The following is a 23,984-nucleotide window of genomic DNA, read 5'->3' as shown; positions in this document are numbered from 1 at the left end:
GTTCATCGGAGTGCCGCCTGCGCGAGGCAATCTCTGACCGCTTCACGAATGGCATCGCTGGTAAATGTTGCAGATGAAACGGCATCCACATCCCAGGTCTGCGCCTCCACGATTTGGGAAGGGATCTCATCTATTGCGCGGTCTGAGATCTTTACTGTTTCGCTGTGAGATAGGACATGTACAGACAATATGCTGCTCCCGTCAAACTCTACCTCTACGGTAATCGGACCGGAATAACCTTCAGCGGAAGCCGTATAAACGCCCGCCGTGTAGATGTCTCCCGATTTGCCGCATCCGGCGCACAGCAGCAGCGCACCCACCAGCACGGAGAACAGCACTGATTGCACACCTTTTTTCATGTGTTCGAACCTCCTGTTTTTTTGTTCTGCTCCGTTATCCTGAAGGGGAGGCATACCGGAACGTTTAATACCGGATGTGTAATGACCTCCGCTTCTACATCAAAGATTTCCCGTAACGCCTGCCGGGTAATAACCTCTTGCGGCGTACCGGCGCTGTGCAGCATCCCGTCTTTGATCGCCACCAAATAGTCGGAAAACATGATGGCATGATTTAAATCATGAAGAACCATTACGATGGTAACACCATTTTCCCGGTTGAGGCGGCGCAGAAGGTACAATATATCCAGTTGGTGCGAGATGTCCAAATAGGTCGTGGGTTCATCCAGAAACAGCAATCCGGTTTTCTGCGCCAACGCCATGGCGATCCATGCCCGCTGTTGTTGACCTCCCGAAAGCCTCTCCATTTCTCTGTGTTCAAGGGGACCCATGCCTGTACTGGCAAGAGCCCACTGGATGATCTCCCGATCCTTTTCGCCGAGACCGCTTAGCGCCGACCTGTAAGGAAAACGCCCGTATTCCACCAGATCGCCGACTGTGATGCCGGCAGGGGCTTGCGCTCCCTGCGGCAGCAGCGCAAGCCTCTGGGCAACACGCTTTGTCGGCATTCTGTGGATCGCTTCGCCATCAAGGTATACTGCGCCGGAATCCGGGGAAATGATCCGGCACAGTGTCTTCAGTATGGTGGATTTCCCAGAGCCGTTGGAGCCTATCAAGGTGGTTATGCTGCCTTCAGGGATTTTTAAGTCAAGCCCCCTGAAGACGGCCTCCCCGTTATATCCGGCAGACAAACCCTTTGCCTGCATATGTGAAAGCATAGACATCCTCCCTTAAAAATACCTGCGGAGCAGGAACAGAAAATACGGAGCCGAAAGCACGGAGATCACGATACCAACCGGGATCTCCCTCGGCTGAAAGGCAGACCGTCCCAACGTGTCTGCCAAAAGCAACAGCAGCGCCCCCAGCAGCATGGAGGCAGGCATAAGGGCGTGGTGTCTGCCTCCGATTAACCTTCGTGCCATATGCGGCGCTACCAGTCCCACAAAACCGATCCCTCCACTGACGGCAACGCAGGCAGAGGTAAGAGCCACCGATGCAATCAGGAGCAGTCTCAACTCCCTCTCTACGGCTGCCCCCAGAGAAATGGCAGTATTCTCTCCTAAGAGCAGAATATCCAGTATGTTCGTCTTTGTAAGAAGAAAAGGAACCAGTATGAGCATATAGGGCAACAGGGCAAGAACCTGATGCCAGCTCGTTCCCCAAATATTTCCTGCCAGCCATCTTGCCACGAGCTGATAGCTGCTGTTGTCCATGTTCGCGGCCATGATCAGCATAAAAGAAGAAAATAGGGACGCAAGACCGATGCCGCCCAACAGAAAATATATTGGGAGGAGTTTTCCGTTCCTCTTTGCAAAAAGATACAGCAGTCCCGTTGTGCAAAGCCCGCCCGCTATGGCAAATATCGGCTGGTATGCCATGGTACGTATATGCAGCGCAGGGAAAAATGTCAGGAACAGCATAACGGCAAATCCCGCACCTGCGTTTATGCCCAATATCCCCGGATCGGCCAGCGGATTCCCCGTGACAGTCTGCATAACGCATCCGGCAAGTGCCAGACCCATCCCACATAGAACGGCGAGGACGATCCTCGGAACGCGAAACTGCGCTACGACTACGGAGGTTCCCTCCATATGCGGTTGGAATATGCTGTGAACCGCAGTCGAGAAGGGAATTCTTGCGTAACCACTGTTAACGGATAAGATAGCCGTAGCTACAATCAGGATAAGAAGACCGTTGAGGATAAGGAGCTGCCTGGTTTTCTTTTTCATAAGACCATGCCCTCCTTCCTGAAAGTAAGCGCAAAAAAGACGGGCACGCCGAGGATGGATACCAGTGCGCCGACAGGCGTATCAAAAGGGGCGTTTATCATGCGTGCCGCAATATCCGACAGCACCAGCACAACGCCGCCCATGAGCGCAGACACGGGAACCAGCCTGCGGTAATCACCGCCCACAAGAAGTCGGGATATATGCGGTACGATAAGACCGATAAATGCGATGCCTCCCACGAGCGATACACTGGCTCCCGCAAGCAGCAACACCACAAGCATACCGAAAAGCCTGACTGTGCGGACATTTACACCCAAGCTGGCGGCGCTATCTTCTCCCAGTGCCAGAGCTGATAGCCGGCTCGATAAAAGCAAACCAAGCGCACCGGCTGAGAGAATCACCGGGGATAGCATTTTCAAGCTTTGCCATGTCACACCGGACAAACTGCCCGCACTCCAGAAAGAAAGGGATTTCACGATTCCAAACGCCAGAGAAACCGCCTGACTCAACGCGGTAAGCAGAGCTGATACAGCAGCACCTGCCAGAATGAACCGGAAAGATTCGGACCTATGTTTGCCAGCGCCGAAACCGTAGACCATGAATACCGCAAGAGCGGCTCCGGCAAAGGCGGCGCATGTTTTCACGATGTCTGGTGCGGCGGGAAACAGAATTGCGGACAGTACAACAAAAAAACTGGCTCCCGCATTGATCCCCAGAAGACCGGCGTCTGACAGGGGGTTTCTGGTAATTCCCTGCATCACAGCGCCGGAGAGAGCGAAGGCCATTCCTGTCAGCCCGGCAGCCAGCGCCCTGGGCATACGCATTTCCAACATAATCATTCCAACGCCGGAAGCCTTAGCGGGGGACATAACCGTTTCCGCAAAGACCTTGAAGCCACCGCCGGCAATGCCGGAGCAGACGGAGAGAACCATTGAGAACCCAAGCATCAGCACCAATGCGGCAAGAATAATCAGAAAAGCCGGCGCGGAGCGTTTGTATCTCTCTTGTCTCTGCGATATTCCTGCAACCGCGCCTGTTTCCTTACTCAACGTCCCCATGGTTCAGAATCGCGTTTGCGAGTTTTTCCAAATAGAGTTCCTTTCCCATCGCCGTAAAAGCCATATTATACTGATCCTCATTGATACCAAAGTAAACGTTGCCGGCTTTGACCGCTTTCATATTCTTCCACACGGCAAGGTTCCCCGTGTCTCCAGCTTTGCCGTCGTCGCTAAAAAAGAAGATGTGATCTGCATCGATCAGGGAAAAGTATTCCGCATCGACCACTTCACCCCAGACATTCTCCGGTACACCGGCTGATGGTGTGAGTTTCAGCTCATCGTAGACAAGCTCACCCGGCCCGCCGCTGCGATAGATGTAATAGGAACCAAAATGAACGGAATTGGCCTCCAATACAGCAAAGGTTTCGTCCCCAATCATATCCCTGATTCTCGCCGCAAGCTCCGCAGCTTTGGCGTCGTAGTCGGCAAGCCATTTTTCTACGGCTGCTTCTTTATCAAACCACTGTCCCAGCTGCTGAAATCTTCCACGCCAGTTAACATAGCTTATGTCATCGTCGATCATGACCGTGGGAGCAATAGCTGCGAGTTGTTCATAAACCTCCTCATGGCGAATATTCATAATGATCAGATCGGGCTTTAACTCCGCAATCTTTTCGAGATTCAGGTCTCCGGTAGAAGAAGACCCGGAGTAATTGCCGACAACCTCAATACCTCTTTCGGCAAAAAGCGTTGTCAGATGTTTGGGGACAGACACCCCATCGAACATGCTGGTATTAGCCGAGGCGATAACCTTCATATCCAGAATAAGAAGTTCCTCTGTCAAGCCAGCTACATCAACGATGCGCTGTGGATTTGCCGGGATGGCAACCTCGCCCTTCATATCCGTTACCGTGACGGTATCCGAAACCGATCCCTGCGGCGTGGTATCCGTTCCAGCACAGGCTGCAAGAGCAAACACAAGCACAAGGCACAACATGAGCATTGCGAATTTTTTCATTCTGATGACCTCCTGAGTAATAAATCTTTAGTTAGAGCAAGCTAACCAACGGGCGCGCATAGCGAAATAACAGAACAGCTGAGTCTTTTAACCGTGTGGGGTTAACCTTTTCTAACCGTCTACCATTATACAGTCGGCGAAAGGAAAAATCCCCCCGAAAACGCCATGTCTTTCCCCTAAAGCGCCATGATGCTCAGTGCAGTAATAGAATAATTCATAAAGCTATGCTATAATCAGAATCGTTGCTCAATAGACAAACCGAAAGTTATGGAGGTGTTTTTTTGCGAGTATACAAAAGTAAAGAAGAACTCAAAGCTGAAATCAATAAAACATTTGAGAAGTATATTTCGGAGTTTGACAGCATACCAGAAGCCTTAAAAGATAAAAGGGTTGATGAGGTTGACCGAACCCCGGCAGAAAACCTTGCCTATCAGGTGGGTTGGACAACATTGGTTCTTAAATGGGAGAAAGATGAAAGAAGGGGACTTCAAGTAAAGACGCCGTCAGACGAATTCAAATGGAATCAACTTGGCGAGCTGTATCAGTGGTTCACGGATACCTACGCTCATTTGTCTCTTCAAGAGTTGAAAGCCGAACTGAACGAAAATGTCAAGTCTATCTGCGCAATGATTGATTCGCTCAGTGCGGATGAATTATTTAAGCCGCATATGAGAAAATGGGCTGATGATGCTACAAAAGCAGCTGTATGGGAAGTTTACAAGTTCATTCACGTTAATACTGTTGCTCCTTTCGGAACTTTTAGAACTAAGATCAGAAAATGGAAAAAGGCGGCACTGTAACTTCCGGTTCATCAAGCCAATATGCCCTTAAAACACGAGCGGCGGGACAGACTCTATCTGTCCCGCCGCTCTGCTTTTTCAGCGGCCAAGGTTCTGCTTGTGTGTCCTGCGAATGGTTGACTCCGCCCAGCACTAACATCGATGTGTATGTCGCTGCTGAGCAACTCACATTTCAAATGATATAGCTTCCACTGGACAAGCTCGTCCCAAAAACGCGCTGCATACTATTCCTGTTTTTCAAAGGAAGCTGCAATCTTTGTAATTTTCATCCAAGTAACCATAAAAGAATACACCTATTCCTTTGCTTTAATGTTTCAGAATGGTAAGCTCCGCTTATATTCGCTCGGAGTGCATCCAAACTTTTTTCGGAAGGCGTCGCTGAAATGGCTGATGTTGCTGTACCCCACCAACCCTGCTACGTCTTTCACCTGAGCGTCGGGCGCAGACAACAGTTCGTAGGCGTGCTCCATGCGGCGGTTTAATATATATTGATATATGGTGATTCCATAGTGCTTTCGGAATATCTCACGGAGTTTAGATTCACATATAAAGTGCTGTCTGGAGAGCTCCGCGATGGTCACGGATTCCAGAAATCCCTCATCTATCTGTCGCCTGACCCGAAGTAACGCCTCGCTATCCGCCCAGCTCAACGACCCCTTCACAGCAACAGAATTCTGATCCATCATCTCGTTCGCAAAGGCTGCAACAAGTTCCAGTATCTTTCCTTCCTGATACAATGACTTTGCACAGTCATTATAATTACACTGCAATATCTGGCGTATTGTGGTTTCTATGGTAGCGGTGATTCTATGTTTTGGTGGGGGTTTTGTCCCGTCAAAGACGGCACAAACCTTTTTCTCCTGCAAACCATCCATCACAGACCGAAATCGGCAGGGATGCAGGTTCAGCCCGACGCCTACATATCTCTGTCCTGCCTCATAGGTGTTTTCCGCATCAAACAGCCCGCTGCCATATACGCAGCAATTTCCCTTTTCTAACAACGTTTTTTTGTTTCTGGCCGAAGACTTCCACTCCAACGCATCGGAAAGAGAGAAAATGACGGAAAAAGAATCCTTGTACACCTGCTCCCGCAATACTGTGTCCCTGTAAAACATTACATCGCAGATATACATCTCGATATTGGGACACGGTGAAATATAGCGAAAATATCCTTCTCCAATATCGCTTGGCAAAGCGACCTGCTTGTCTTTCATAATACCGCAAAGCTGCTGCATTGCGGGGGAGAAAAAGTCGTTGCGCTCCGTTTGCCCATGAAGAAAATCATATCGTGCTTCTTGCATACCAGGCCACCTCCTCTGACACATGATTAGACACTTTTATGTATGCAAATTGGTCCATTCCACCTTTCCAGTTCTGCGCATGGGTTAGCCTACTCTAACCAGCGGATGAAAGAAAAGGCAACCTGCCTATACGCAGTTTGTCTCAAATCCGACGGCACAGCCCTATAAAAAATATGATACCATAAGCGCGCAGGGATTTCAATGTAGAACACCAGACATTCCTGCTTTTCCTCGAATTTTCCGTTTGCCCAATGTCATCCGTGTGCCGAGAAAGAAGGCCTCAGTACTTTCAGCGAAAGATTCAATCGATTCCAACACGTTTTCTTATTCGGCTTTACGTCTACTCGACGCAAATACTTTCTGTCACCTATATTGGGATGCTTGAGCAAAAGCTGACCGCCGAGCGGAAAAAGCTCTCCCGCCGCTATTCCGCGCTGAAAGACGAGGTAAAGGAAGCGGAGCAGATACGGAAGGGCGTTTACAGTATCCTGCGGGAAGAAAACCGCAAAGAGCAGCCTGCGCACAAGCAAGACCTTGAACGATGGAAAACGGCCACGCAGAGAGTAAAATGCCCTGCGTGGCCGACTGCTTTATGCCTCTCACATCATAACAGAGCCAACGGCTTGATAAGGTCAGCAGGCTTGTCCTTCATCAGCATAAGTGCGGGTTCCACATTTTTCAATCCATGGAACTTGTGCGTAATGAGCTTTTCGGGATGAATGCGACCGGTCTGAACCAAACGAGCCAGTTTCTCCGAACGTAATCTTCCACCGGGCATTAGCCCTCCGACGATCTTTTTATGTCCCATCCCGCAGCCAAGCTCAATGCGAGGAAGCCCGATGGTGTCTCCTTCTCCGAGGTAATTGACATTGCCAATCACCCCGCCTGGCTTCAACATTTGGATGGCCTGAGAGAATGTATTATTGTCGCCTCCGGCAACAATAATACGATCCACACCTTTGCCGGACGTTTTCTCCATGATCTGCTCTACAATGTCACCCTCCCGATAGTTGATGATGGCTGTGGCGCCAAATTCCAAAGCAAGTTGGGCGCAATTCTTTCGCGATCCCACCGCATAAATATCGGCCGCCCCGCGAATGGCTGCGGCAGCAACAGACATGAGACCGACCGGACCAATACCAATCACAGCTACGGTGTCGCCAAACTGAATATCCGCCAATTCCGCTCCATGAAATCCGGTGGGAACCATACCCTGTGTGCCGATTATTTCCTGCATCCCTAAGCACACGGTAATTGCGAAAGGCTCACGCTGCGTCGCCGCTCTTGATGTAGGCGGCAAGAATGGCAATAAACTCTGAAGGAAGAGGCTTTCGCTTCAAGGGATACTTCGTGATGGATCTCAGGGCTTCTCTTTCCGTTTCCCATACCCGGTCCACCGCAACGCAGACGCTGCTCTTCACGTTGAAAATACAGGTGTGATAGTGTCCGGCAACCGCCGGGTACAGCCACCATTCAGCAAACGGCGTCCGGGCTGGCTGCCGGGTCATCAGGTAGACAGCATACGAAACATGAAAAAAGCGCGTGTTTTCCGCAGATAGGCCAAGCCGGCGCAAAAGCCCGTATATATCCCCAATCTCCATGGATCACTACGCCACCTCTCTGTTCTCGACTTTTTCAATTTCCTCCCGCAAGGGAGATAAGATTTCCTTTATCTCCCCTTCCTCCAGCATGAGCAGCAGGAACACCAGTGCAACAGCAGAAAAGCAGTATATGCCCCGCTCCAAATCGCTATATGCCCGCCCGGTGATACGAAGCTTCTCCGCCATCTGCTCCTGTGTCAGTCCCCTGCGTTTTCTCAAAGTGCCGACATATTCCGAGAAGAATTTTCGGAGTATTTCTTTATATGGATTCATGTGCTGAGACCTCCGTTTCGACAGATTTCTGCATCTTCTGCAAAAATCTTATTCCATCATGAAGTGTGCTTCCATGTAGCGCACTTCGTGTCTCCTTAGAAACCGAGGGCAACGGTCAAAGCCATCCGTTTGTACCGTGGCCGGAATACAAGAAGCGCAGCCGCAGATGCTCTCTGCGACTGCGCTTCTATCCGTCCTCAAGACTTCGACCTCACACAACACCATATTGTCGTCTAAGTAGGTGACGATGCTCTTTTTTGAGGCATCAGGCGGCCGGGCGAAACCAAAATCGGTGCCTACTCCGCGCAGAACTCAGCCACCAGCGCATCCATCTGTGCCTCACTGGTTTGGTTCAGTGCGCCGCGCAACAGCAAGAATAGGAGCAGCACTGCCGCTGCCGTCAGCAAAAGCAGAAGCAAATGCAGCCCGCGAAAGGGCGTTATAGAAAACTCGTTCATTTCACACGCCGGAACGTCTTTCCGGTCTTCTCCTCAAGAAATCGTTCGAATTCCTCCACCGTCCCGCCGGTAAGAGTACGCTTATCCAGAGGCTGCGCATAGCGTTTTTTCATCAGAAAGATGATGTAGTCCTGCGACTCAGCCAGTGCGTCGATCAGCTCGTAGCGGAAGGTGGAGGTGGTGGCCGCCGTAACGACAGTATAGGAATCCTCGCCGAACACAACATGATAGTCCTCTGTGCCTGCCAGCGTGTTTTTGCAGGCGATCATTCCATTGAATCGATCCTGAAACAGCAGAACGGACAGCAGCATCACCTCTACCAGCAGGGAAATCACCGTACGGGCATCGAGCGTAAAAGGCTCTCCGTCGAATGGGATCAGCAGCAATGCGTTGATGAAAAAGACGCTCCAGCCGAAAACGGCCCAAAGGATGCTGCGTTTTCGCCGCAGCACCTTGCGCATCGCGCGGGCGGCTATGGTCATAGATCGATTTGTGATGTCGCTGTGAATTTCAAATGTCATACATCTTCTCCTTGTAAATAACTCTGCATCCGCAGGTTTTGCGGTGCATTGCAGCCGCCCTCGGACGGCAGAAGCTCCCGCTTATTCATTTTACCATGTCGAAAATAAAGTCCATGTTAAGTTCCTAAATCTCTAACGGGTCATCTCGAATGTAGAGGCATCAAGACACACATTGAAAAGCCGCTCCTCTAATGCGCCGCCCTATCCTCCTGTGATAAATCCAATATCATCTGACTCAGCAATGATAAGGATTCAGTTCAAGCACATTCATAATGCCGCTGCCAGACGGATTTTGGTATAGTAGAGCCTTGTAGGGGCGGAAGTGTTCCTCTTTTCCGGAAGACAAGCAAAAGCTTTCTGAAGCTGTTGCCGCACGCTGCAGCGTGACGGGAAGCGGTAAATAGCACTTTTTGCAGCTTTTCACCCACTTTTAACGGTTTTAATTGCAAACTATTCCCTGTATAATGACCTCGTAAGACAGTTTTGACACCACAACATCTATTTTGAATGGAGGATCAACTTGAGAAGATTTGTTTTTGTTTCGCTTATCTGCGTAAGCATTCTCGCGATGACAGCCTGTGGCTCTACCAGAGCGACCACACCCACCCCGGGAAGTAACGGTACGGCCGTTGAGCAAGGAGTGCTGCGTGTTGCAGCACTCTATGACATCAGCACCATGGATGTTTCGCAGACCACAGACGACTACATGGTGCCTATGAACGTATTTGACCGCCTGTTTGAGTCTGAGGTTCAATCTGACGGCAGTACGGCCATCGTTTCCAGCCTCTGCGAGAGTCATATGGTTTCTGACGATGGTCTGACCTACACCTTCACGCTGAAAGACGGGATCGTCTTCTCCAACGGCAATGCATTGACTGCCGACGATGTCCAGTACACGTTTGAGCGGCTTCTGACTGCCGGCGGTGTGAACGACGATATTCCTCTTGAGGTCGTCGGTGCTGAGGCTCTGCAAAACGGCGAGGCCGACACACTTGAGGGCTTTGCCGTAATCGACGATACACATTTTTCCATCACGCTCAACACCGCGAACGCAGGTTTCCTTGCAGAGCTCACCTCTCCTGCTATGTCCATTGTGGATAAGGAAACCGTAGAGAGCGTCGCCAATTTTGGTTTAAGCTGCGAGGATACCGTCGGTACCGGCCCCTATAAGGTAACGGAATGGGTCGTAAACGACCATTTCACCCTTGAATACAACGACAAATACTGGGGAGATGTACCGTCCGTAAAGAAAGCGATCGTCTCCATCATTCCCGACCCCTCCACCCAGAACCTCATGTATCAGAATGGCGAATTGGACATCATTGACCTTGAGGCTCTTGATTCCAGCATTGTCGAGGCCACCTATAAAGCGCAGTACGCCGACAAGCTTGTTGTCAGCTCTCGGGTGGGACTTACGTACTTTGCACTCAACGAGAACAATCAGTACCTCTCTGATGTCAACGTGCGCAAGGCACTGCAGATGGCAGTTGATGCCGACACTATCGTTTCCTCCATCTACGCTGGGAACGCCATGGTCGAAAACGGCATTATTCCTAAGGGCGTCTGGGGCTTTAACAAAGATCTCACACGTTCCGCTTACGATCCCGAAGGTGCGAAGGCACTTCTTGCCGATGCAGGCTACGCCGACGGCGAGATAAGTTTCGAGCTTTCCATGGACTCCTCCGCCTCCAGCAATCTTCAGCTCGTCTATCAGGTCGTGCAGCAGAACCTGCAGGCAATCGGTATCAATGCTGGGATAAAAAGCTATGACGAGTCGTCCTGGCTCGACCTGCGTAAGTCCGGCGAGATGGACTCCTTCATCGCCACATGGACGATGGACTATAATGATCCCGCCAACATTATGTACACCTTCTTCGGCAGTGCCGCCAAGACGCGCATCCGCAGCTTGAACTACTCTGACACCGAGGTCATGGCGCGTGTTGCCGCAGCCTCCGGCATCACGGATGACGCCAAGCGCATGGCAGAGTATCAGGCACTTGAAAAGAAGATCGTCGTCGATGATGCCGCCTGGGTTCCGCTTCTAGGCAGCACCCACCTATTTGCGATTGGCGATCGCGTTGAGAGCTTTATCCCTTACTGGGCAGGGTTCAGCAACTTCTACGTTAATGACGTAACGCTCAAGTAATTAAAAATACATATCAATGTGCGGCAGGACACCCGATATTTCGGGTGTCCGCGCTGTGTATTCAGGAGGCTGAGTTATTGGCAAGAAACATACTCAACCGCGTCATTCAAGCCGCGATAGTAATGCTTGGCGTGGCGCTGCTTATCTTCATAATGCTTCGCATCGTACCGGGCAACGCTATTGTCACGATGATGGGTGAGCACGCAAAGTTAGAGACGATCGAGCGCATGACACGCGAGCTCGGGCTGGATCAGCCGATATACGTACAGTTTTGGCGTTACATATCCGATGCTGTGTGCGGTGACTTCGGCACGAGCTACTCCCTCAACCGCAGTGTGACGGAGCTTATCGGTGTGGCGTTTCCCAACACCGTTCACCTCGCGCTTGCTGCAGCACTCATCGCGTGGGTGACTGGTATAGCCTGCGGTATAATCGCCGCTGTGAAAAAAAACGGGATACTCGACCGGCTCTTCATGGGCATGTCTCTGCTTGGTGTATCTGTACCAGTTTTCATGGTGGCAATGGTGCTGCAATACTTTCTGGCGTATAGGCTTAACTGGCTCCCTATCTCCGGCGTGGATAGCTGGACCGGATACATTCTCCCCGCCATCGCCCTCGGTTGGAATAGTGCAGGCAGTATTGCACGCCTCACACGCTCTACTCTGCTGGAGGTCATGCAGGAGGATTATATCGACACCGCACGGGCCAAGGGTCACCGTCAGATCGGTGTTATCATCGTGCATGCGCTGAGAAACGCACTGCTGCCGGTGATAACAATGATGGCAGTACAGCTTTCCTCTCTTCTCTCAGGTGCTGTGATATGCGAAACGGTGTTCTCTGTCAACGGCATAGGCCGTCTGCTTGTGCAGGCAATTGAAGGGCGCGATATTCCGCTCCTGCAGGGTACAATACTCTTCTCAACGCTTCTTGTCATTCTCGGCAACCTTGTGGCCGACTGCCTGTATGCCGCACTTGACCCACGCATAAGTAAGGAGGTGTGAACATGAGAAAATCTCCCGAACTTCCAAACGAACTGTGCGCACAGCTTGGCGAGGCGGAGACCTTTGCCTCTGCCGCAAAACGCCTGTGGCGGGAAAACAAGCTTGCCGCAGCTTCCGCCATTGTGATACTGCTATTTATCCTCGCTGCAATTCTTGCGCCGGTACTCACACCCTACACCTTTGACAGCATGGACCTGCACAACCGCCTTGCCCCACCGTCGCGTGCGCATCTGCTCGGTACGGACGAGGCCGGGCGGGATGTTCTGACACGGATGCTGTACGGTTCGCGGGTGTCACTGCTGGTCGGCATAGTGCCGACCGTCATCTCTATGCTGGTCGGGGCGATACTCGGTATAATCGCCGGGTACAACGGTGGGCAGACGGACGCCGTGATCATGCGCATTGCGGACGTCATGCTGGCGTTCCCGTCGATGTTCCTCGCAATGGCGATAATGTATACTCTCGGCGATGGGATGATCAATATTTTCCTTGCCTTAGCACTCGTCAACTGGGCAAGTGTTGCGCGCATCGTGCGTGCGGAAACGCTTAAGCTCAAGGAGACGGAATTTGTAGAGGCGGCACGCTCCATCGGTGTGGGGAAGCTGGTGATCATGCTCCGGCATATTTTTCCAAATTGCGCACCTTCACTTATCGTACTCTTTACGCTCAACATTCCCTCCGCTATTCTTTCAGAGAGCTCGCTAAGCTTTCTGAGTATCGGTATAAAACCTCCGCAGGCCTCATGGGGACTGATGGTAAACGCCGGGCGGCAGTTTCTTTATAGCCAACCCTGGCTTAGTCTATCGCCGAGCGTCGCCATTATGGTTGTCGTACTGGCGTTCAATTTTCTTGGTGACGGCCTGCGCGACGTACTCGACCCGCATCTTAAAAACCAGTAAGGAGGAAGAATAATGGACAACGCGACCGTGCTGTGTGTTGAGCATCTATGTACCAGCTTCTTCACACAAAATGGCGAGATCAAAGCCGTTAATGATGTGTCCATATCCGTTCCGCGCGGGAGAATAATCGGCATTGTTGGCGAGTCTGGCTGCGGGAAGAGCATGACGGCGCGCTCCATCATGCGGCTTCTACACTACCCGGGCAGAATCGTCGGCGGCAGTATAAAGCTTGCGGGTAAGGAGCTGTTGGAGCTCTCTGAGCATGAGATGTCCACTGTGCGCGGCGAGGAGATAGGCATGATTTTCCAGGAGCCTATGACGAGCCTTAACCCTGTGATGCGTGTTGGACTTCAAGTGCGTGAGACGTTGCTGCTGCACCGTAAGATCTCGCCGCGGGAGGCAAAGGCAGAGGTTCTGCGCATATTCCACAAGGTCGGCATATCCGAACCGGAACGGCGTTATAACTGTTATCCGCATGAGCTGTCCGGCGGACTGCGCCAGAGGGTGATGATCGCGATGGCAATGATATGCCGGCCCAAGCTCGTCATCGCCGATGAGCCAACCACGGCATTGGACGTGACCGTCGAGGCACAGATACTCCAGCTCATGCGTGCGCTGCGCAATGAAACAGGCTCCGGCATTGTCATCATCTCACACAATCTCGGTGTCATAGCACAGCTGTGCGACTACGTTTATGTGATGTACGCCGGCCGCGTTGTGGAGCAGGCGGATACGTTTGATCTATTCGCCCACCCCATGCACCCCTATACCGCAGGTCTCATGGCTGCCGTCTCCTCGCTTGCACGCGGCAATGGTGCGCTGGAGATCATCCCCGGCACTGTTCCTAATCTACTGCATCTGCCAGTGGGGTGCAGCTTTTCTCCGCGCTGCGCCAAGTGCGGTACGCACTGCGGCGATGTCGTGCCGGAGCTAAGGGAGGTGTCTTCCGGTCATCTTGTGCGCTGTATCAACATACCGGAGGTGCGCCTATGAACGAAATTCTGCTTGAGGCCAAGGGACTGACAAAGGAGTTCACTCTGAAAAACAGGAAAAAAGTACACGCCGTTTCCGACGTGTCACTTGAGATATTCAAGGGTGAAACGCTTGCCCTTGTGGGTGAGTCCGGCTGTGGCAAATCAACACTTGGACGAACGCTTATCCGGCTCATAAAGGCAACTTCCGGCGAGATAACATTCGGCGGAGTGGATATCACCTCACTCCGCGAGAAGGACTTCGGCCCATACCGTCGCCGTATGCAGCTCATATTTCAGGATCCCTACGCCTCCCTTGATCCGCGCATGACCGTGCGTGACATTGTGGCGGAGCCGCTGAAAACGCACAAACTCTGCCACACAAAGGAGGAAATGACCGAACGCGTGCTCTCGCTTCTGCGCGATGTCGGCATCCCGGAGGAGTTCCTCTTCCGCTACCCCCACCAGTTCTCCGGCGGGCAACGCCAGAGGATAGGTATTGCACGCGCCATCGCCCTCGACCCGGCACTCATTGTCTGCGATGAGCCGGTCTCCGCACTCGATGTTTCGGTGCAGAATCAGATACTCAACCTTCTTCGTCAGCTCCAGCATGAGCGCGGGCTGAGCTATCTGTTCATCAGCCATGATCTGTCCGTTGTGCGCTTCATCTCCGACAGAATATGCGTAATGTTTCTCGGGCGGTTATGTGAAATCGGGCGTACAGCAGAGGTTTATTCCGCACCGCTGCACCCATATACACGTTTTCTCATCAACGCCATTCCCAAGGCTGACCCAGCCGCACGCTTTGAGGAAAAGCCGCTTCTGACAGGGGAGCTGCCAAGTCCCACTGACCCACCGCCCGGCTGCCGTTTTCACACGCGCTGCCCTTACGCAACAGAGCGCTGCCGCCGCGAAGCACCGCAGCTGCGCCCTGTCGCTGGCCGCCTTGTTGCCTGCCACCGTGCAGAGGAACTGCGCCGATAGCGAATCGTCGCAGAGCGATGAGCTTCGCGAAAGAAGCGGCGGCGTTTAAGGTCTTGTACTTGGCGGACGACATCTGCATTTATCTCCCCATCGGGAGCGTGATCTCAAACACAGCGCCGGTGTCCCCGTTGTAAGCGCGGATGGTTCCCTTGTGCAGGTGGATGATCTCCTTCGTCAAGGCAAGGCCGATGCCAGATTTGCCGCTTTTCCCCATGTAGAAGCGCTCAAAGATGTGGGGCAGGTCTCCCTCGGCAATGCCATCCCCATCGTCCTGTATCCGGATTATCACATTCCGTTTGTCGGGCCAGCAGGTCAGGCGCAGCTCGCTGCGGGCATACCGCAATCCGTTGGTCAGGATATTCGTGACCGCCCTGCGGATCTGCGTGTCATCGCATTTGACCATGATGGGTTCTTCAGGGAAGTCCGGCGCGATGGTAATGCCGCTGGCAGCGGCTGCCGGTTCCACGGCGCGTATGCTGTCGTAGAGCAGTTCTCGAATATCCGTTTCGGAAAGGGTAAGCGGCTGCCGCCCCATATCGATTTTTGAGATGTCAAGAAGCTCGTCCACCAGCCCCGTCATGCGGTCGCTCTCCGCCAGAATCACCTCCGCCGCGCTGCCTGTGTCCATCACGCCCGCCTGTATGCCCTCCGCATAGCCCTGTATCGCCATAAGCGGCGTTTTCAGCTCGTGGGAGGCATTCTGGAAGAAGGTCTGCTGCCGCTCCGCCTCCTTTTCGATGTCACGGCCGAAGCGGAAGCCCAGCAGGCACATAACGGAGGAAATTGCCAGCAGCACCCCAAAGAACGCCCAGTTCAGCGTCACGATATAGCGGGTGATAGGCCCGATATCTATGTACATGATATAGGAATACGGTTTTTCCGAATTGCCGTAGTCCTCCTGCACGGGCATGAAGATCAGGTGGTGCTTGTCTGCCTTGAAGTCGTGGCATCGATTGGGCGCAACAGACCGTTCACTGCAATACGCCAGCAGCTTTTTCTCCAGCCGATAGGTGTCCTGGCTCCATGTGTTGGGCTGGTAGCCGTTCTCCAGCTCAAGAAACACAATGCTGGGCGTGAAGAAATGCTCCTCCGCCCCGTCGTCCCAATCGTCATCATACACCTCGCCCTCATAGGTGTAAGGAATGGTGCGATTCTCATACTGCGCCTCATTGCGCAGTGCCTTTTCCGCCTCGCTTACAAAGTGGGCGGGGATCACAACGTTCACCGCCAGCATGAAAAGGGCAAAGAGCAGCAGTGCCGCACCGAGGATCAGATACACGATCCGCAGCTTGATGTTTTTCATGTGCGCTCCGCTCCTTTCAGCTTATAGCCAAAGCCCCATATGGTGCTTACGCTGACAGTGCTGCCCGCTTGCAGCAGCTTTTTTCGGATACGGCGCAGCGTTTCATCGGTCACGCGGGTCTCCACCTCCGAGTCGAAGCCCCATACTGCGTTAAGTAACTCCTCACGGGAATAGGCTTTCTCCGGCTGCTTCAGCATATAGCTGACCAGCCGCAGTTCGGTTTGGGTCAGTGCAACAGGTGTATTCCCGCAAAGGACGGCATTTTCCGTGGCGGAATAGCGGAGATCCCCATAGCGCAATTCATCTACTGCCGCCGCTGTTTTCCCCCTGTCCATCTCCACCCGGCGCAGCAGGGCTCTCACCTTCATGAGCAGAATAGTAGGACGGAAGGGCTTGGTGAGATAATCGTCGCTGCCCTGACTGATGCCCATAACGTAGTCCAGCTCGCTGTCCTTGGCTGTAAGCAGGATGATGGGAATGTCGGAAACAGCGCGAAGCTCCCGGCACACGGTAAGGCCGTCCGTGCCGGGCATCATAATGTCCAGTATGACCAGCTCCGCAGGCTCCTGACGGAATGCCTCCAGCAGCGCGTCACCGCTTTCAAAGGAGTGCACAGTATATCCGTCACTCGCCAAAAAGCTATGGAGCAGTTCCCGGATGCTCTTTTCATCGTCCGCCAAATAGATGGAATGTCCCATGGTGACCTCCTAGAAAGCAGCGCCAAATGCTGCGCACAGGCGCAGCATCGGCGTCGTATTTAGTTCATCATATCAGAAAACCTCTTTGCCGTCAAAAGGGGCAGATGCCGCTTTCGCAGCCGGTATCGCCCCAAATGGTATCGTACAGCTTGCACAGCTGGTTATCAAGCTCTACCAGACGGTTGTAGTCGGCGATCAGCGCGTCCTTTTCCGCGTCGGTCAGGAAGCTCAGGCTGCGGATGAAGGTGGTCTCATCGTAGTTGTCGAAGTCGTAGTTGTCCGGCAGGTTGAAGTAAGCCTCGTCCACCTTGTCCCACAGATCGGCGTTCTTCTCGCAGAGGCGGTCATACTCCTGCTCCAGCGTGTCGATCTCGTCCAGCACCTTGGGATCGGCCTTTTCCAGTGCCTTCTCGTAAAGCGGCATATTGTCGCAGGCGGGCAACTGCCCATACAGCTTCTCCATCTGGGCATCCAGCTCGTTCAGCTCCTTGATGTCATTCAAAAGGGTTTCCTTCTCCGCCTCCGTCAGCGTAGTCATGTTGCGGATGAACGCTGCCTCGTCAAAGTCCTCGAAATCGTAGTCATCAGGCAGGGCATTGCAGGCCTCGTCCACCTTGTCCCACAGTGCTTCATTTCTCTGGAATACGGCATCGCTTTTTTCCTCCAGTGCCTCGATCTGATCCCAAATGGCATCCTCGTTTTCGGTAGCGATGAGGGTCTGCGGCTCTGCCTGATTGGGCGCAGCGGCAAATGCCGCAGTCGATGCTCCGATGGCCGTTACCGTCATTGCCAATGCCAGTAAAAGGCTCCAAACTGTTTTCTTTTTCATGGTATATTACGCTCCTTCTTTGAAGTATTCAGGTCGTGTATCAACCTTGTCCGTATCATATCAGAAGAAGGCTCTGACTTCCCCCGCAAAAGTGCGGGGAAAGTGTCACAAAACTGTCATAAAGTCGGTACGTCGGCACTTTTCAAGGCAGCCTTGACATAGAGGAAGCCCGGTTTGTACAAGACTGCTTGTGGGCGCAAAGAAAATATGCTATAATCTGTCCTGTGTGATTGAATTCAGGAGGGACGCCATGTTTTATACGGATGAGGAAATATCTGTCATCACCGGCTTTCTCAACGGCTATCTTGTGCGTGACCATGCCAGTTCCAAAGTAAGAGAATCGTATATCAGGATCAGTGCAGGGCTTCAAAGTCATACATTGACCAAGGACGATTATGCTTGGCTGGAGAATGCTCTGTTGTTTCTGCGGCCGTACTGGTGGAGTGACCGCGAGGATGGGAAAATGCTGATGGATGCGTTCCTGCATACGCAAACATTAGCAAAAAAAGAATAGCGAAAAAGATGAAGGATGTACCAGCTGATACACCCTTCATCTTTTTTTATCGGTTTATTTGCGTTTCGCCCCTTCAAGATTTTGTCGGGGTCATGGCCACGCTGATATGCTCCGCTGGACATGATCGCCCATCCCGCGCCTGCTCTGCTCCGTCCTCAATGCCTAATGACCTCAAACAAGGCCATTGTAGCGGAAAGCTGCCGGGGCGTACAGGTGGAAAACGCTTCTTCGCCGCGAGAACCGGCTTATCCATTCATAATAATATGTAATAGGCTGCATTGCGAACCATGCAGTCAGACCGACTGGCAAACCCCGCCCACGCTGTTCTTGCTCATTGAATAAATCTTACCACTGTTTAATCTCTGCCCACGAGAAGCGAAATCGTCATCGAACTGGTGCTATTATTCTTATACACGGCATCGTAAAAAGACCTGGAAGAATCCGACATCTTATTGATTGAAATGCACGAGCAACCCGCTTGAATACCACTTTCATAGTATGCACTACTTGTGTTGCTTTCCTCATTGGTGCTGAATGTGCCTGTGTATACGGAATGCCTTGTACCGCCGACAGAGGAAGCATTTCTAATGGTTACGGTTACGCTTCTATTTCGAGTTGTAGCGTAGCCGTTATAATCGGGATGGATAAAGTAAAATCCCGCAAAAAACGCAATTGAGGTATCGTACTGATACGTTGTCAAAGTTCCGCCTGCGGGAATATTATACTGAGTCCCGTTGACGTATAGTGTGCGTGTCTGATAATAGGTTTCGACAATATTCCCGTCGGCATCGCGGATCACAATGGCGAACGGATTATCATCGTTGACAACGCAATTCTGGGTGTCTTCCGAGGTAACAGCAAAGGCCGAAACAGAACATATCGAGAGAACCAAAACTGCTGTCAAAATAGAACTGAAAAATCGCTTGATCTTCATTGTCATAATTACTACTTTCTCATTCTATCAGATGCGTGTATTCTTATCATCAGCGATTAAACCTACATTCGTGTCGAGCATAAACACCCCCTTTCTAATTCTTGGCAAAAAGGAATAATAATCACTGCAATCGAATGCGAAACGCCTATCTTTCAAACACGGTCTCCCCGTTGAACGTTAACCGGCAGATGCATTCAGGCTCGATTGGCTCGTCAAACCGTGTCCAAATCATGCAACTATCGTCGGCTTGGTCGGCTGTGAAGCTCCAATCGCAGGGGATAGGTTTGCCGTCCGCGTCAAATACCCTGAACGCGCCGAGAATGCCGGTGGTAGAGTCCACATAGTCGGCGAAATACACTGCCACGGACAGCTTGGAGCACTCGATCCGCTCCGCCGTCAGTTCCTCCCCGCCATAGGTCAGGGGCACGTTCTCTGCCAGCACCTCGCTCGCAATGGTAACGGGCGTTTCCTCCAGAGTGACCTTCCATTTTCCCGGCAACACAGTGGTATATATCTCCTTTCCGCCCCAGTGCATTTCAAGGTAAGGAAGTGCCTCCTTATCAATGGTCACAAACTCCCAAATATAGCACCAGTCGGCATCGGTCGCATCGGGGTCAAACGCGGAAGGGGGGCTGAAATGAACGCTGGGATCCGGATAAATGACAGCACCCGTCCGTGTGTCGATGAAATACCAGTTCTCCGGGGCTGTCCATTCGTTCTCCTCCGCCGGGCCCTTCATGACCAGTTGGAGTACACCGTTTTCCCAACCGGCATTGCAGATGGACGCGCCGCCGTAGGGTAGTTTTACCTCCGCATCGCCTGGCTGCCACCGATACCGTGATGTTCCGTTGGCGAAGCTATCCAGACATTGCGGTAAGTTGGCGTTTTCACCGGTATTTTCCACCATTTCCGCCACGTTGAAGTCTACCTTTACATCCTTGAACAGTTCTTGCTCCTGCCAGTTGGTGAGACTCATCACAAGGCCGTTGGCACTGTCGCCCGGCTGCCAGTCGGCGTATACGACGCCCTCCAATTCATTCTCCAGTACGCCCGCCTTCCGCTCCAAAAAGCGAGACACATAAGCGCCGGACATCATCTTACCGGGAAAATACAGCTCGAAGTCGGCAAATTTCCCTGTTTGGTCAAGGACGGCTCCCTCATTTGCCTTTACGGAATAGAGAAGATAAAGGGCTCGTTCATCAGAGATCACCTTTTCCACCTTGATCTGCAGTTCTTCCGTGGCTGCGGCCTGCGGTTGCTGTTGGGAGATCACCGATGCCTCGTCTGCGTCACCGATGACGGTCTGACCGGAGGAAAAGATGTCGCGCCACGACAGCGGTATTCGGCTGATGGCGAAGGCGGTCACGGATACGCCCAGTATGATCAGCACCGCCGCACACGCGGCAGATAATTTGGGAAAGCGGGTGCGTTTTCTCCGGCCTGCATTTGTGCGGTTAAAGTCGAGGGCTTCTTCCAGGTATACGGTGTCAATATCTCCGATGGCTGACACCAGCTTGTCGGTTTTCCGATCCATTATATGTTTGCCTCCTTACGATTCAGGTATTGATGTAGTTTCCCGCGTATTCTGCTGAGCCGGACAGACACGTTGTTCTCGGTGATGCCAAATGCGTCAGCCAGCTCGGATATTGATTCTGAGAACCAGTAGCGTTTCACAAACATGAGTCTGTCATCTTTGGGCAAGACAGCGAGAAATGCGTTGATCTGCGCAGATAGTTCACTTATCGAGAGCTGCTCATCCATGGAGCTGTCGGGGATACAGTCCTCCAGTTCGGATAGTGAGACCTCAAATTGGCTGCCCCGCTTTATCGCGGAATTGGTACGGAGCTTCTTCAAAGAGCGGTTGCGAACGATACGGCAGATGTAGGATCTCAGCGGGTCGGGGGATTGAGGAGGAATACTGTTCCATGCGCCAAGATAGGCGTCGTTCACACATTCTTCCGCGTCCTGATGATCATTCAGAATGCTTCTGGCGATTTTCATGCACAGGTCGCCGTATTTTTGGGACAGTTCAGTGATGGCCTGCTCTGAGCGCTCAAAAAACAGGCGTATAATTTGTTTGTCATCCATATGGCGGCGATCCTCCTTTTCCTCTTATCTATTAACTACCTTTTTAGGAGCCAATATTACATATTTTTCAAATTATTTTAAATTTTATCAGGAAAAGCGAGCCAGGTAAAGGAGTGCGGTCGCCGCTCACGAAAGAGACATACCCTAACCGCACAGGATTGTCAACGGACGCCCTGTATCTACCGTAGTTTTCCCTTGTTACCGGATAGAAAAACAGACGTGGAAATCTCCACGTCTGTTTGATACACATTTGTCAGAGCTTCTTTAATTCCCTCAAAGGATTTTGGAGCGCATTGAAGATATTGAACCGGCTGGTCGATCAGCTATCTTCCTCTATCATCAATCAGAAGAAGATCGTCTCGTGTTGCGGCATGATTGCATATCATCGTATCCATGAGTGCTGCCAACGCTGCTTGCTGCGCGGATGTCAGGCAATTCCATTTATCCAACATCTCACGCTGCGCGGGAGTCAGAGCCACACGAATGTCGTCCTGCGCAAAGAATTGCGACAATGTAACACCGAAAGCTTCGCAGATCTTCTCAAGCGATGCAAACGATGGCGTCATAGATTTTTTATACCACGAGGAGATGGTAGACTGTGGCAGGCCAGAGCGTTCAGCAAGCTGATATTCCGACCATCCCCGTGCCTCACGATTCTGCTTGATGATTTCAAGAATATCTGTCACAACTTCACCACCTTAGATTTTTCGTTTATTATACTTTGGAAAATCGTTGCATTTTAATAATTATTGTCGCATTATTTATTGCGACAATAATCTTTGTGAGGGTGTGACTGCTTTGGAAGAAGGCTGCCGTATATACCGTTGTGCAGTCATAGGGCAAGCACCCATGCGCTTTCCATGGGGGTTTGATGAAGAAGATAGTGGCTGCCGGAAAATGAAAATCGAACTGGCGCAGCAGGTTATGGCGCTGCGCCAGCGCGGTGTGACACAGTTTCTGACCGCCTGCGACTGCGGCGTAGGTCTTTACGCAGCCGAAATCGTCAATGGTCTGCGGGAAACCACCGACCAAGGCCTGATGCTTTTCTGCTATACACCACATGAGGAACAAGCCACAAAGTGGGCGCCGTATCTGCGGGAACGCTATTTTACTATGCTGGAAAAATGCACCCATATTTCGGTCGTGTGTCCCGTGGGTACGCCGGATGCACAGCTGCAAGCCTATAGGAAGATCATCGACCTTGCCGATGTGGTACTATGTGTTCATGATACGGACTTGTCAGCAACGGACAGTGTGGAAAACAGAGCCTTTGCTTTTGCTGTGGAAAGCCATACGCCCACGCTGGTCTTGCATCCGAAAGAGCTGACCGCAGAGTGGGTCGGCGAGCGGTTCTATCCCAGACGGTCTTGATAACAGGATGATTAGCCCTTGTTCACGACGCAGCAAGCCGGATCGCGCCTTGCCTGCAAAATCATAACCTCCGGCTAAGCCGGAGGTTTGATTTGGCCCTATAAGGGCCTATTACTGGCAAGCCCCTCAAGGGGCACTGAATTTTATTTCACTTGCATTTTCTGCCCTACAGCCCGTAAACGGGCGATTTATGTTCTACTTGTGGCTAATTCTTTTATCAAGACTTCTACTTGTAGCTCGCTTCGCTCGATGCTTAAAGCTAAAGCTTTTACGGGATGCCTCCACCGGCAGAGCCGGTGGTTTCCGTATCCAACAAAAAGCCGTAGGCATCTGTGCCTACGGCTGCATGAGGAAAAGCTCGTTTTTCGTAAATCATATACAATTCACGAAACAAGTCCCTGTTTTGCTTGGCGGCACGGTAATTGCTGAGATCTCTGACGGATTTTTTGACGGAATTAAAACGCTGCCCGCCCCTTCCATGGGTAAGAAACATATGCTCTGAACAGCCTGCCTTTTATGGGCCAGAGAAGAATGGATATACGTCTGCAATGTCGTCCGAACATCAGCGTGGCCCAAAAGCTCACTGAGGCTCTTGATGTCCACACCATTCTCCATGCACCTTGTCGCGTAGGTATGTCGGAGGGCGTGAAAATTCCGATAGCGGATACCGCAGCGTTCCAGCAGCTTCCGGTATCGGTATTGCAGTGTGCGCGGTTCCATCGGCGTGTCCGTGTTGGTCAGCAGATAATTGTCTCTCTGAATGCTCTGGGTGGTCGCTTTCAGCAATTCCAGCATATCATTGGGAATGGCTACAAGACGCACAGAACTGCCGCTTTTCGGGGATTGCACCACCAGATGTGTCCCGGAAGCATCGCGTACACGGGCAGCCGAGCGCTCAATTCGCAGAAAGCCGGAGCGGTAGTCAATGTCGCTTTTGCGCAGAGCGCAGATCTCACCAAGGCGCAGCCCTGTATTCAGAACCAGAAGCACGCACAGCCCTGTCATGTCTGGCGATGCCAAGATCTTCCGTGCCAATGAGGAGATTTCCTGATTGCAAAACACCTCTATCTTCTTGCTGCGGTACGCGGGCA

General features: G+C 51.9%; 27 protein-coding genes. 8 read left to right on the top strand and 19 right to left on the bottom strand.

What is annotated here, in order from left to right:
• Window positions 1-2 precede the first annotated feature (2 nt).
• From ACOMDU_RS08200 to ACOMDU_RS08180, 5 genes are read right to left on the bottom strand one after another with little or no spacing between them, the layout of a single operon-like run.
• Window positions 3-359 carry an FMN-binding protein gene (locus tag ACOMDU_RS08200; RefSeq protein WP_421129899.1) on the bottom strand — a complete coding sequence of 119 codons (357 nt, stop codon included), beginning with the start codon at window positions 357-359 and terminating at the stop codon, window positions 3-5.
• Window positions 356-1,174 carry an ABC transporter ATP-binding protein gene (locus ACOMDU_RS08195; RefSeq protein ID WP_421129898.1) on the bottom strand — a complete coding sequence of 273 codons (819 nt, stop codon included), beginning with the start codon at window positions 1,172-1,174 and terminating at the stop codon, window positions 356-358. The genes ACOMDU_RS08200 and ACOMDU_RS08195 overlap by 4 nt, the downstream gene beginning before the upstream one ends.
• Window positions 1,175-1,186: 12 nt before the next feature.
• Complete coding sequence (locus ACOMDU_RS08190) at window positions 1,187-2,185, bottom strand: FecCD family ABC transporter permease (protein ID WP_421129897.1); 999 nt, start codon at window positions 2,183-2,185, stop codon at window positions 1,187-1,189.
• Window positions 2,182-3,234 carry a FecCD family ABC transporter permease gene (locus tag ACOMDU_RS08185; protein WP_421129896.1) on the bottom strand — a complete coding sequence of 351 codons (1,053 nt, stop codon included), beginning with the start codon at window positions 3,232-3,234 and terminating at the stop codon, window positions 2,182-2,184. Before ACOMDU_RS08185 ends, ACOMDU_RS08190 begins: the two co-directional genes overlap by 4 nt.
• The gene (locus tag ACOMDU_RS08180) at window positions 3,227-4,201 is read right to left on the bottom strand and encodes an ABC transporter substrate-binding protein (protein ID WP_421129895.1); all 975 of its coding nucleotides are present in this window, start codon (window positions 4,199-4,201) and stop codon (window positions 3,227-3,229) included. Before ACOMDU_RS08180 ends, ACOMDU_RS08185 begins: the two co-directional genes overlap by 8 nt.
• A 281-nt stretch (window positions 4,202-4,482) precedes the next feature.
• Between ACOMDU_RS08180 and ACOMDU_RS08175 the strand changes: the two genes are divergently transcribed.
• Window positions 4,483-5,001: a ClbS/DfsB family four-helix bundle protein gene (locus tag ACOMDU_RS08175; RefSeq protein WP_421129894.1), complete on the top strand. Its 519-nt coding sequence runs from the start codon at window positions 4,483-4,485 to the stop codon at window positions 4,999-5,001.
• Window positions 5,002-5,315: 314 nt separating this feature from the next.
• Here the strand turns inward: ACOMDU_RS08175 and ACOMDU_RS08170 are convergent, their stop codons facing one another.
• The 6 genes from ACOMDU_RS08170 to ACOMDU_RS08145 form a co-directional block, all read right to left on the bottom strand.
• The gene (locus ACOMDU_RS08170; RefSeq protein ID WP_421129893.1) at window positions 5,316-6,302 is read right to left on the bottom strand and encodes a helix-turn-helix domain-containing protein; all 987 of its coding nucleotides are present in this window, start codon (window positions 6,300-6,302) and stop codon (window positions 5,316-5,318) included.
• 604 nt (window positions 6,303-6,906) lie between these two features.
• Window positions 6,907-7,539: a zinc-binding dehydrogenase gene (locus ACOMDU_RS08165; RefSeq protein WP_421129892.1), complete on the bottom strand. Its 633-nt coding sequence runs from the start codon at window positions 7,537-7,539 to the stop codon at window positions 6,907-6,909.
• A 28-nt stretch (window positions 7,540-7,567) separates the two neighbouring features.
• On the bottom strand, window positions 7,568-7,903 hold the full coding sequence (locus ACOMDU_RS08160) for a sporulation initiation factor Spo0A C-terminal domain-containing protein (protein WP_421129891.1): 336 nt from the start codon (window positions 7,901-7,903) through the stop codon (window positions 7,568-7,570).
• A 6-nt stretch (window positions 7,904-7,909) separates the two neighbouring features.
• Window positions 7,910-8,176, bottom strand: coding sequence for a helix-turn-helix domain-containing protein (locus ACOMDU_RS08155; RefSeq protein ID WP_421129890.1), 267 nt, complete (start codon window positions 8,174-8,176; stop codon window positions 7,910-7,912).
• Between the two features lie 296 nt (window positions 8,177-8,472).
• Window positions 8,473-8,634, bottom strand: coding sequence for a hypothetical protein (locus ACOMDU_RS08150; RefSeq protein WP_421129889.1), 162 nt, complete (start codon window positions 8,632-8,634; stop codon window positions 8,473-8,475).
• The gene (locus ACOMDU_RS08145) at window positions 8,631-9,155 is read right to left on the bottom strand and encodes a YcxB family protein (protein ID WP_421129888.1); all 525 of its coding nucleotides are present in this window, start codon (window positions 9,153-9,155) and stop codon (window positions 8,631-8,633) included. The genes ACOMDU_RS08150 and ACOMDU_RS08145 overlap by 4 nt, the downstream gene beginning before the upstream one ends.
• 520 nt (window positions 9,156-9,675) lie before the next feature.
• On the opposite strand from ACOMDU_RS08145, the gene ACOMDU_RS08140 reads away from it, so the two are divergent.
• The 5 genes from ACOMDU_RS08140 to ACOMDU_RS08120 all read left to right on the top strand — a co-directional run bounded on the left by ACOMDU_RS08140 (window position 9,676) and on the right by ACOMDU_RS08120 (window position 15,156).
• A complete protein-coding gene (locus tag ACOMDU_RS08140) occupies window positions 9,676-11,301 on the top strand; it encodes an ABC transporter substrate-binding protein (protein ID WP_421129887.1) in 1,626 nt (541 codons plus the stop codon).
• Between the two features lie 77 nt (window positions 11,302-11,378).
• On the top strand, window positions 11,379-12,302 hold the full coding sequence (locus tag ACOMDU_RS08135) for an ABC transporter permease (RefSeq protein WP_421129886.1): 924 nt from the start codon (window positions 11,379-11,381) through the stop codon (window positions 12,300-12,302).
• Between the two features lie 2 nt (window positions 12,303-12,304).
• On the top strand, window positions 12,305-13,201 hold the full coding sequence (locus ACOMDU_RS08130; protein WP_421129885.1) for an ABC transporter permease: 897 nt from the start codon (window positions 12,305-12,307) through the stop codon (window positions 13,199-13,201).
• Between the two features lie 12 nt (window positions 13,202-13,213).
• A complete protein-coding gene (locus tag ACOMDU_RS08125; protein ID WP_421129884.1) occupies window positions 13,214-14,194 on the top strand; it encodes an ABC transporter ATP-binding protein in 981 nt (326 codons plus the stop codon).
• A complete protein-coding gene (locus ACOMDU_RS08120; protein ID WP_421129883.1) occupies window positions 14,191-15,156 on the top strand; it encodes an ABC transporter ATP-binding protein in 966 nt (321 codons plus the stop codon). The genes ACOMDU_RS08125 and ACOMDU_RS08120 overlap by 4 nt, the downstream gene beginning before the upstream one ends.
• 79 nt (window positions 15,157-15,235) lie before the next feature.
• Here the strand turns inward: ACOMDU_RS08120 and ACOMDU_RS08115 are convergent, their stop codons facing one another.
• The 3 genes from ACOMDU_RS08115 to ACOMDU_RS08105 all read right to left on the bottom strand — a co-directional run bounded on the left by ACOMDU_RS08115 (window position 15,236) and on the right by ACOMDU_RS08105 (window position 17,986).
• Entirely contained in the window at window positions 15,236-16,459 is a 1,224-nt protein-coding gene (locus ACOMDU_RS08115) for a sensor histidine kinase (protein ID WP_421129882.1), read from the bottom strand.
• Entirely contained in the window at window positions 16,456-17,157 is a 702-nt protein-coding gene (locus ACOMDU_RS08110) for a response regulator transcription factor (protein WP_421129881.1), read from the bottom strand. The genes ACOMDU_RS08115 and ACOMDU_RS08110 overlap by 4 nt, the downstream gene beginning before the upstream one ends.
• Before the next feature lie 91 nt (window positions 17,158-17,248).
• Window positions 17,249-17,986 carry a hypothetical protein gene (locus ACOMDU_RS08105; RefSeq protein ID WP_421129880.1) on the bottom strand — a complete coding sequence of 246 codons (738 nt, stop codon included), beginning with the start codon at window positions 17,984-17,986 and terminating at the stop codon, window positions 17,249-17,251.
• A gap of 250 nt (window positions 17,987-18,236) precedes the next feature.
• Between ACOMDU_RS08105 and ACOMDU_RS08100 the strand changes: the two genes are divergently transcribed.
• Complete coding sequence (locus ACOMDU_RS08100) at window positions 18,237-18,500, top strand: hypothetical protein (RefSeq protein WP_421129879.1); 264 nt, start codon at window positions 18,237-18,239, stop codon at window positions 18,498-18,500.
• Between the two features lie 355 nt (window positions 18,501-18,855).
• Here ACOMDU_RS08100 and ACOMDU_RS08095 read toward each other — a convergent pair whose 3' ends face one another.
• The 4 genes from ACOMDU_RS08095 to ACOMDU_RS08080 all read right to left on the bottom strand — a co-directional run bounded on the left by ACOMDU_RS08095 (window position 18,856) and on the right by ACOMDU_RS08080 (window position 22,208).
• Window positions 18,856-19,440 carry a hypothetical protein gene (locus ACOMDU_RS08095; RefSeq protein WP_421129878.1) on the bottom strand — a complete coding sequence of 195 codons (585 nt, stop codon included), beginning with the start codon at window positions 19,438-19,440 and terminating at the stop codon, window positions 18,856-18,858.
• A 139-nt stretch (window positions 19,441-19,579) separates the two neighbouring features.
• Window positions 19,580-20,968, bottom strand: coding sequence for a DUF4179 domain-containing protein (locus tag ACOMDU_RS08090; protein WP_421129877.1), 1,389 nt, complete (start codon window positions 20,966-20,968; stop codon window positions 19,580-19,582).
• Window positions 20,968-21,522 carry an RNA polymerase sigma factor gene (locus ACOMDU_RS08085; RefSeq protein WP_421129876.1) on the bottom strand — a complete coding sequence of 185 codons (555 nt, stop codon included), beginning with the start codon at window positions 21,520-21,522 and terminating at the stop codon, window positions 20,968-20,970. Before ACOMDU_RS08085 ends, ACOMDU_RS08090 begins: the two co-directional genes overlap by 1 nt.
• Before the next feature lie 323 nt (window positions 21,523-21,845).
• Entirely contained in the window at window positions 21,846-22,208 is a 363-nt protein-coding gene (locus ACOMDU_RS08080) for a helix-turn-helix domain-containing protein (protein WP_421129875.1), read from the bottom strand.
• 103 nt (window positions 22,209-22,311) lie between these two features.
• Between ACOMDU_RS08080 and ACOMDU_RS08075 the strand changes: the two genes are divergently transcribed.
• Window positions 22,312-22,893, top strand: a complete 582-nt coding sequence (locus tag ACOMDU_RS08075; RefSeq protein ID WP_421129874.1) for an SLOG family protein — start codon at window positions 22,312-22,314, stop codon at window positions 22,891-22,893.
• 372 nt (window positions 22,894-23,265) lie between these two features.
• Here the strand turns inward: ACOMDU_RS08075 and ACOMDU_RS08070 are convergent.
• Window positions 23,266-23,984, bottom strand: a 719-nt coding sequence (locus ACOMDU_RS08070; RefSeq protein WP_421129873.1) for a site-specific integrase, incomplete at its 5' end; no start/stop codon positions are given.

This window comes from Vescimonas sanitatis (genome assembly GCF_049060325.1).
GTDB classification, from domain to species: Bacteria; Bacillota; Clostridia; order Oscillospirales; family Oscillospiraceae; genus Vescimonas; species Vescimonas sanitatis.
The sequence above is the reverse complement of the archived record's forward strand: the minus strand, read 5'-3'. Positions and strand labels throughout refer to the sequence as shown.

Excerpts from the sequence above, each read along its gene's own strand:
- ACOMDU_RS08150 (WP_421129889.1), bottom strand. The coding sequence starts at position 8,634 with ATGAACGAGTTTTCTATAACGCCCTTTCGCGGGCTGCATTTGCTTCTG.
- ACOMDU_RS08105 (WP_421129880.1), bottom strand. The coding sequence starts at position 17,986 with ATGAAAAAGAAAACAGTTTGGAGCCTTTTACTGGCATTGGCAATGACG.
- ACOMDU_RS08090 (WP_421129877.1), bottom strand. The coding sequence starts at position 20,968 with ATGGATCGGAAAACCGACAAGCTGGTGTCAGCCATCGGAGATATTGAC.
- ACOMDU_RS08100 (WP_421129879.1), top strand. The coding sequence starts at position 18,237 with ATGTTTTATACGGATGAGGAAATATCTGTCATCACCGGCTTTCTCAAC.
- ACOMDU_RS08130 (WP_421129885.1), top strand. The coding sequence starts at position 12,305 with ATGAGAAAATCTCCCGAACTTCCAAACGAACTGTGCGCACAGCTTGGC.
- ACOMDU_RS08110 (WP_421129881.1), bottom strand. The coding sequence starts at position 17,157 with ATGGGACATTCCATCTATTTGGCGGACGATGAAAAGAGCATCCGGGAA.
- ACOMDU_RS08115 (WP_421129882.1), bottom strand. The coding sequence starts at position 16,459 with ATGAAAAACATCAAGCTGCGGATCGTGTATCTGATCCTCGGTGCGGCA.
- ACOMDU_RS08195 (WP_421129898.1), bottom strand. The coding sequence starts at position 1,174 with ATGCTTTCACATATGCAGGCAAAGGGTTTGTCTGCCGGATATAACGGG.
- ACOMDU_RS08170 (WP_421129893.1), bottom strand. The coding sequence starts at position 6,302 with ATGCAAGAAGCACGATATGATTTTCTTCATGGGCAAACGGAGCGCAAC.
- ACOMDU_RS08120 (WP_421129883.1), top strand. The coding sequence starts at position 14,191 with ATGAACGAAATTCTGCTTGAGGCCAAGGGACTGACAAAGGAGTTCACT.
- ACOMDU_RS08155 (WP_421129890.1), bottom strand. The coding sequence starts at position 8,176 with ATGAATCCATATAAAGAAATACTCCGAAAATTCTTCTCGGAATATGTC.
- ACOMDU_RS08085 (WP_421129876.1), bottom strand. The coding sequence starts at position 21,522 with ATGGATGACAAACAAATTATACGCCTGTTTTTTGAGCGCTCAGAGCAG.
- ACOMDU_RS08160 (WP_421129891.1), bottom strand. The coding sequence starts at position 7,903 with ATGGAGATTGGGGATATATACGGGCTTTTGCGCCGGCTTGGCCTATCT.
- ACOMDU_RS08180 (WP_421129895.1), bottom strand. The coding sequence starts at position 4,201 with ATGAAAAAATTCGCAATGCTCATGTTGTGCCTTGTGCTTGTGTTTGCT.
- ACOMDU_RS08145 (WP_421129888.1), bottom strand. The coding sequence starts at position 9,155 with ATGACATTTGAAATTCACAGCGACATCACAAATCGATCTATGACCATA.
- ACOMDU_RS08125 (WP_421129884.1), top strand. The coding sequence starts at position 13,214 with ATGGACAACGCGACCGTGCTGTGTGTTGAGCATCTATGTACCAGCTTC.
- ACOMDU_RS08165 (WP_421129892.1), bottom strand. The coding sequence starts at position 7,539 with ATGCAGGAAATAATCGGCACACAGGGTATGGTTCCCACCGGATTTCAT.
- ACOMDU_RS08200 (WP_421129899.1), bottom strand. The coding sequence starts at position 359 with ATGAAAAAAGGTGTGCAATCAGTGCTGTTCTCCGTGCTGGTGGGTGCG.
- ACOMDU_RS08095 (WP_421129878.1), bottom strand. The coding sequence starts at position 19,440 with ATGACAATGAAGATCAAGCGATTTTTCAGTTCTATTTTGACAGCAGTT.
- ACOMDU_RS08190 (WP_421129897.1), bottom strand. The coding sequence starts at position 2,185 with ATGAAAAAGAAAACCAGGCAGCTCCTTATCCTCAACGGTCTTCTTATC.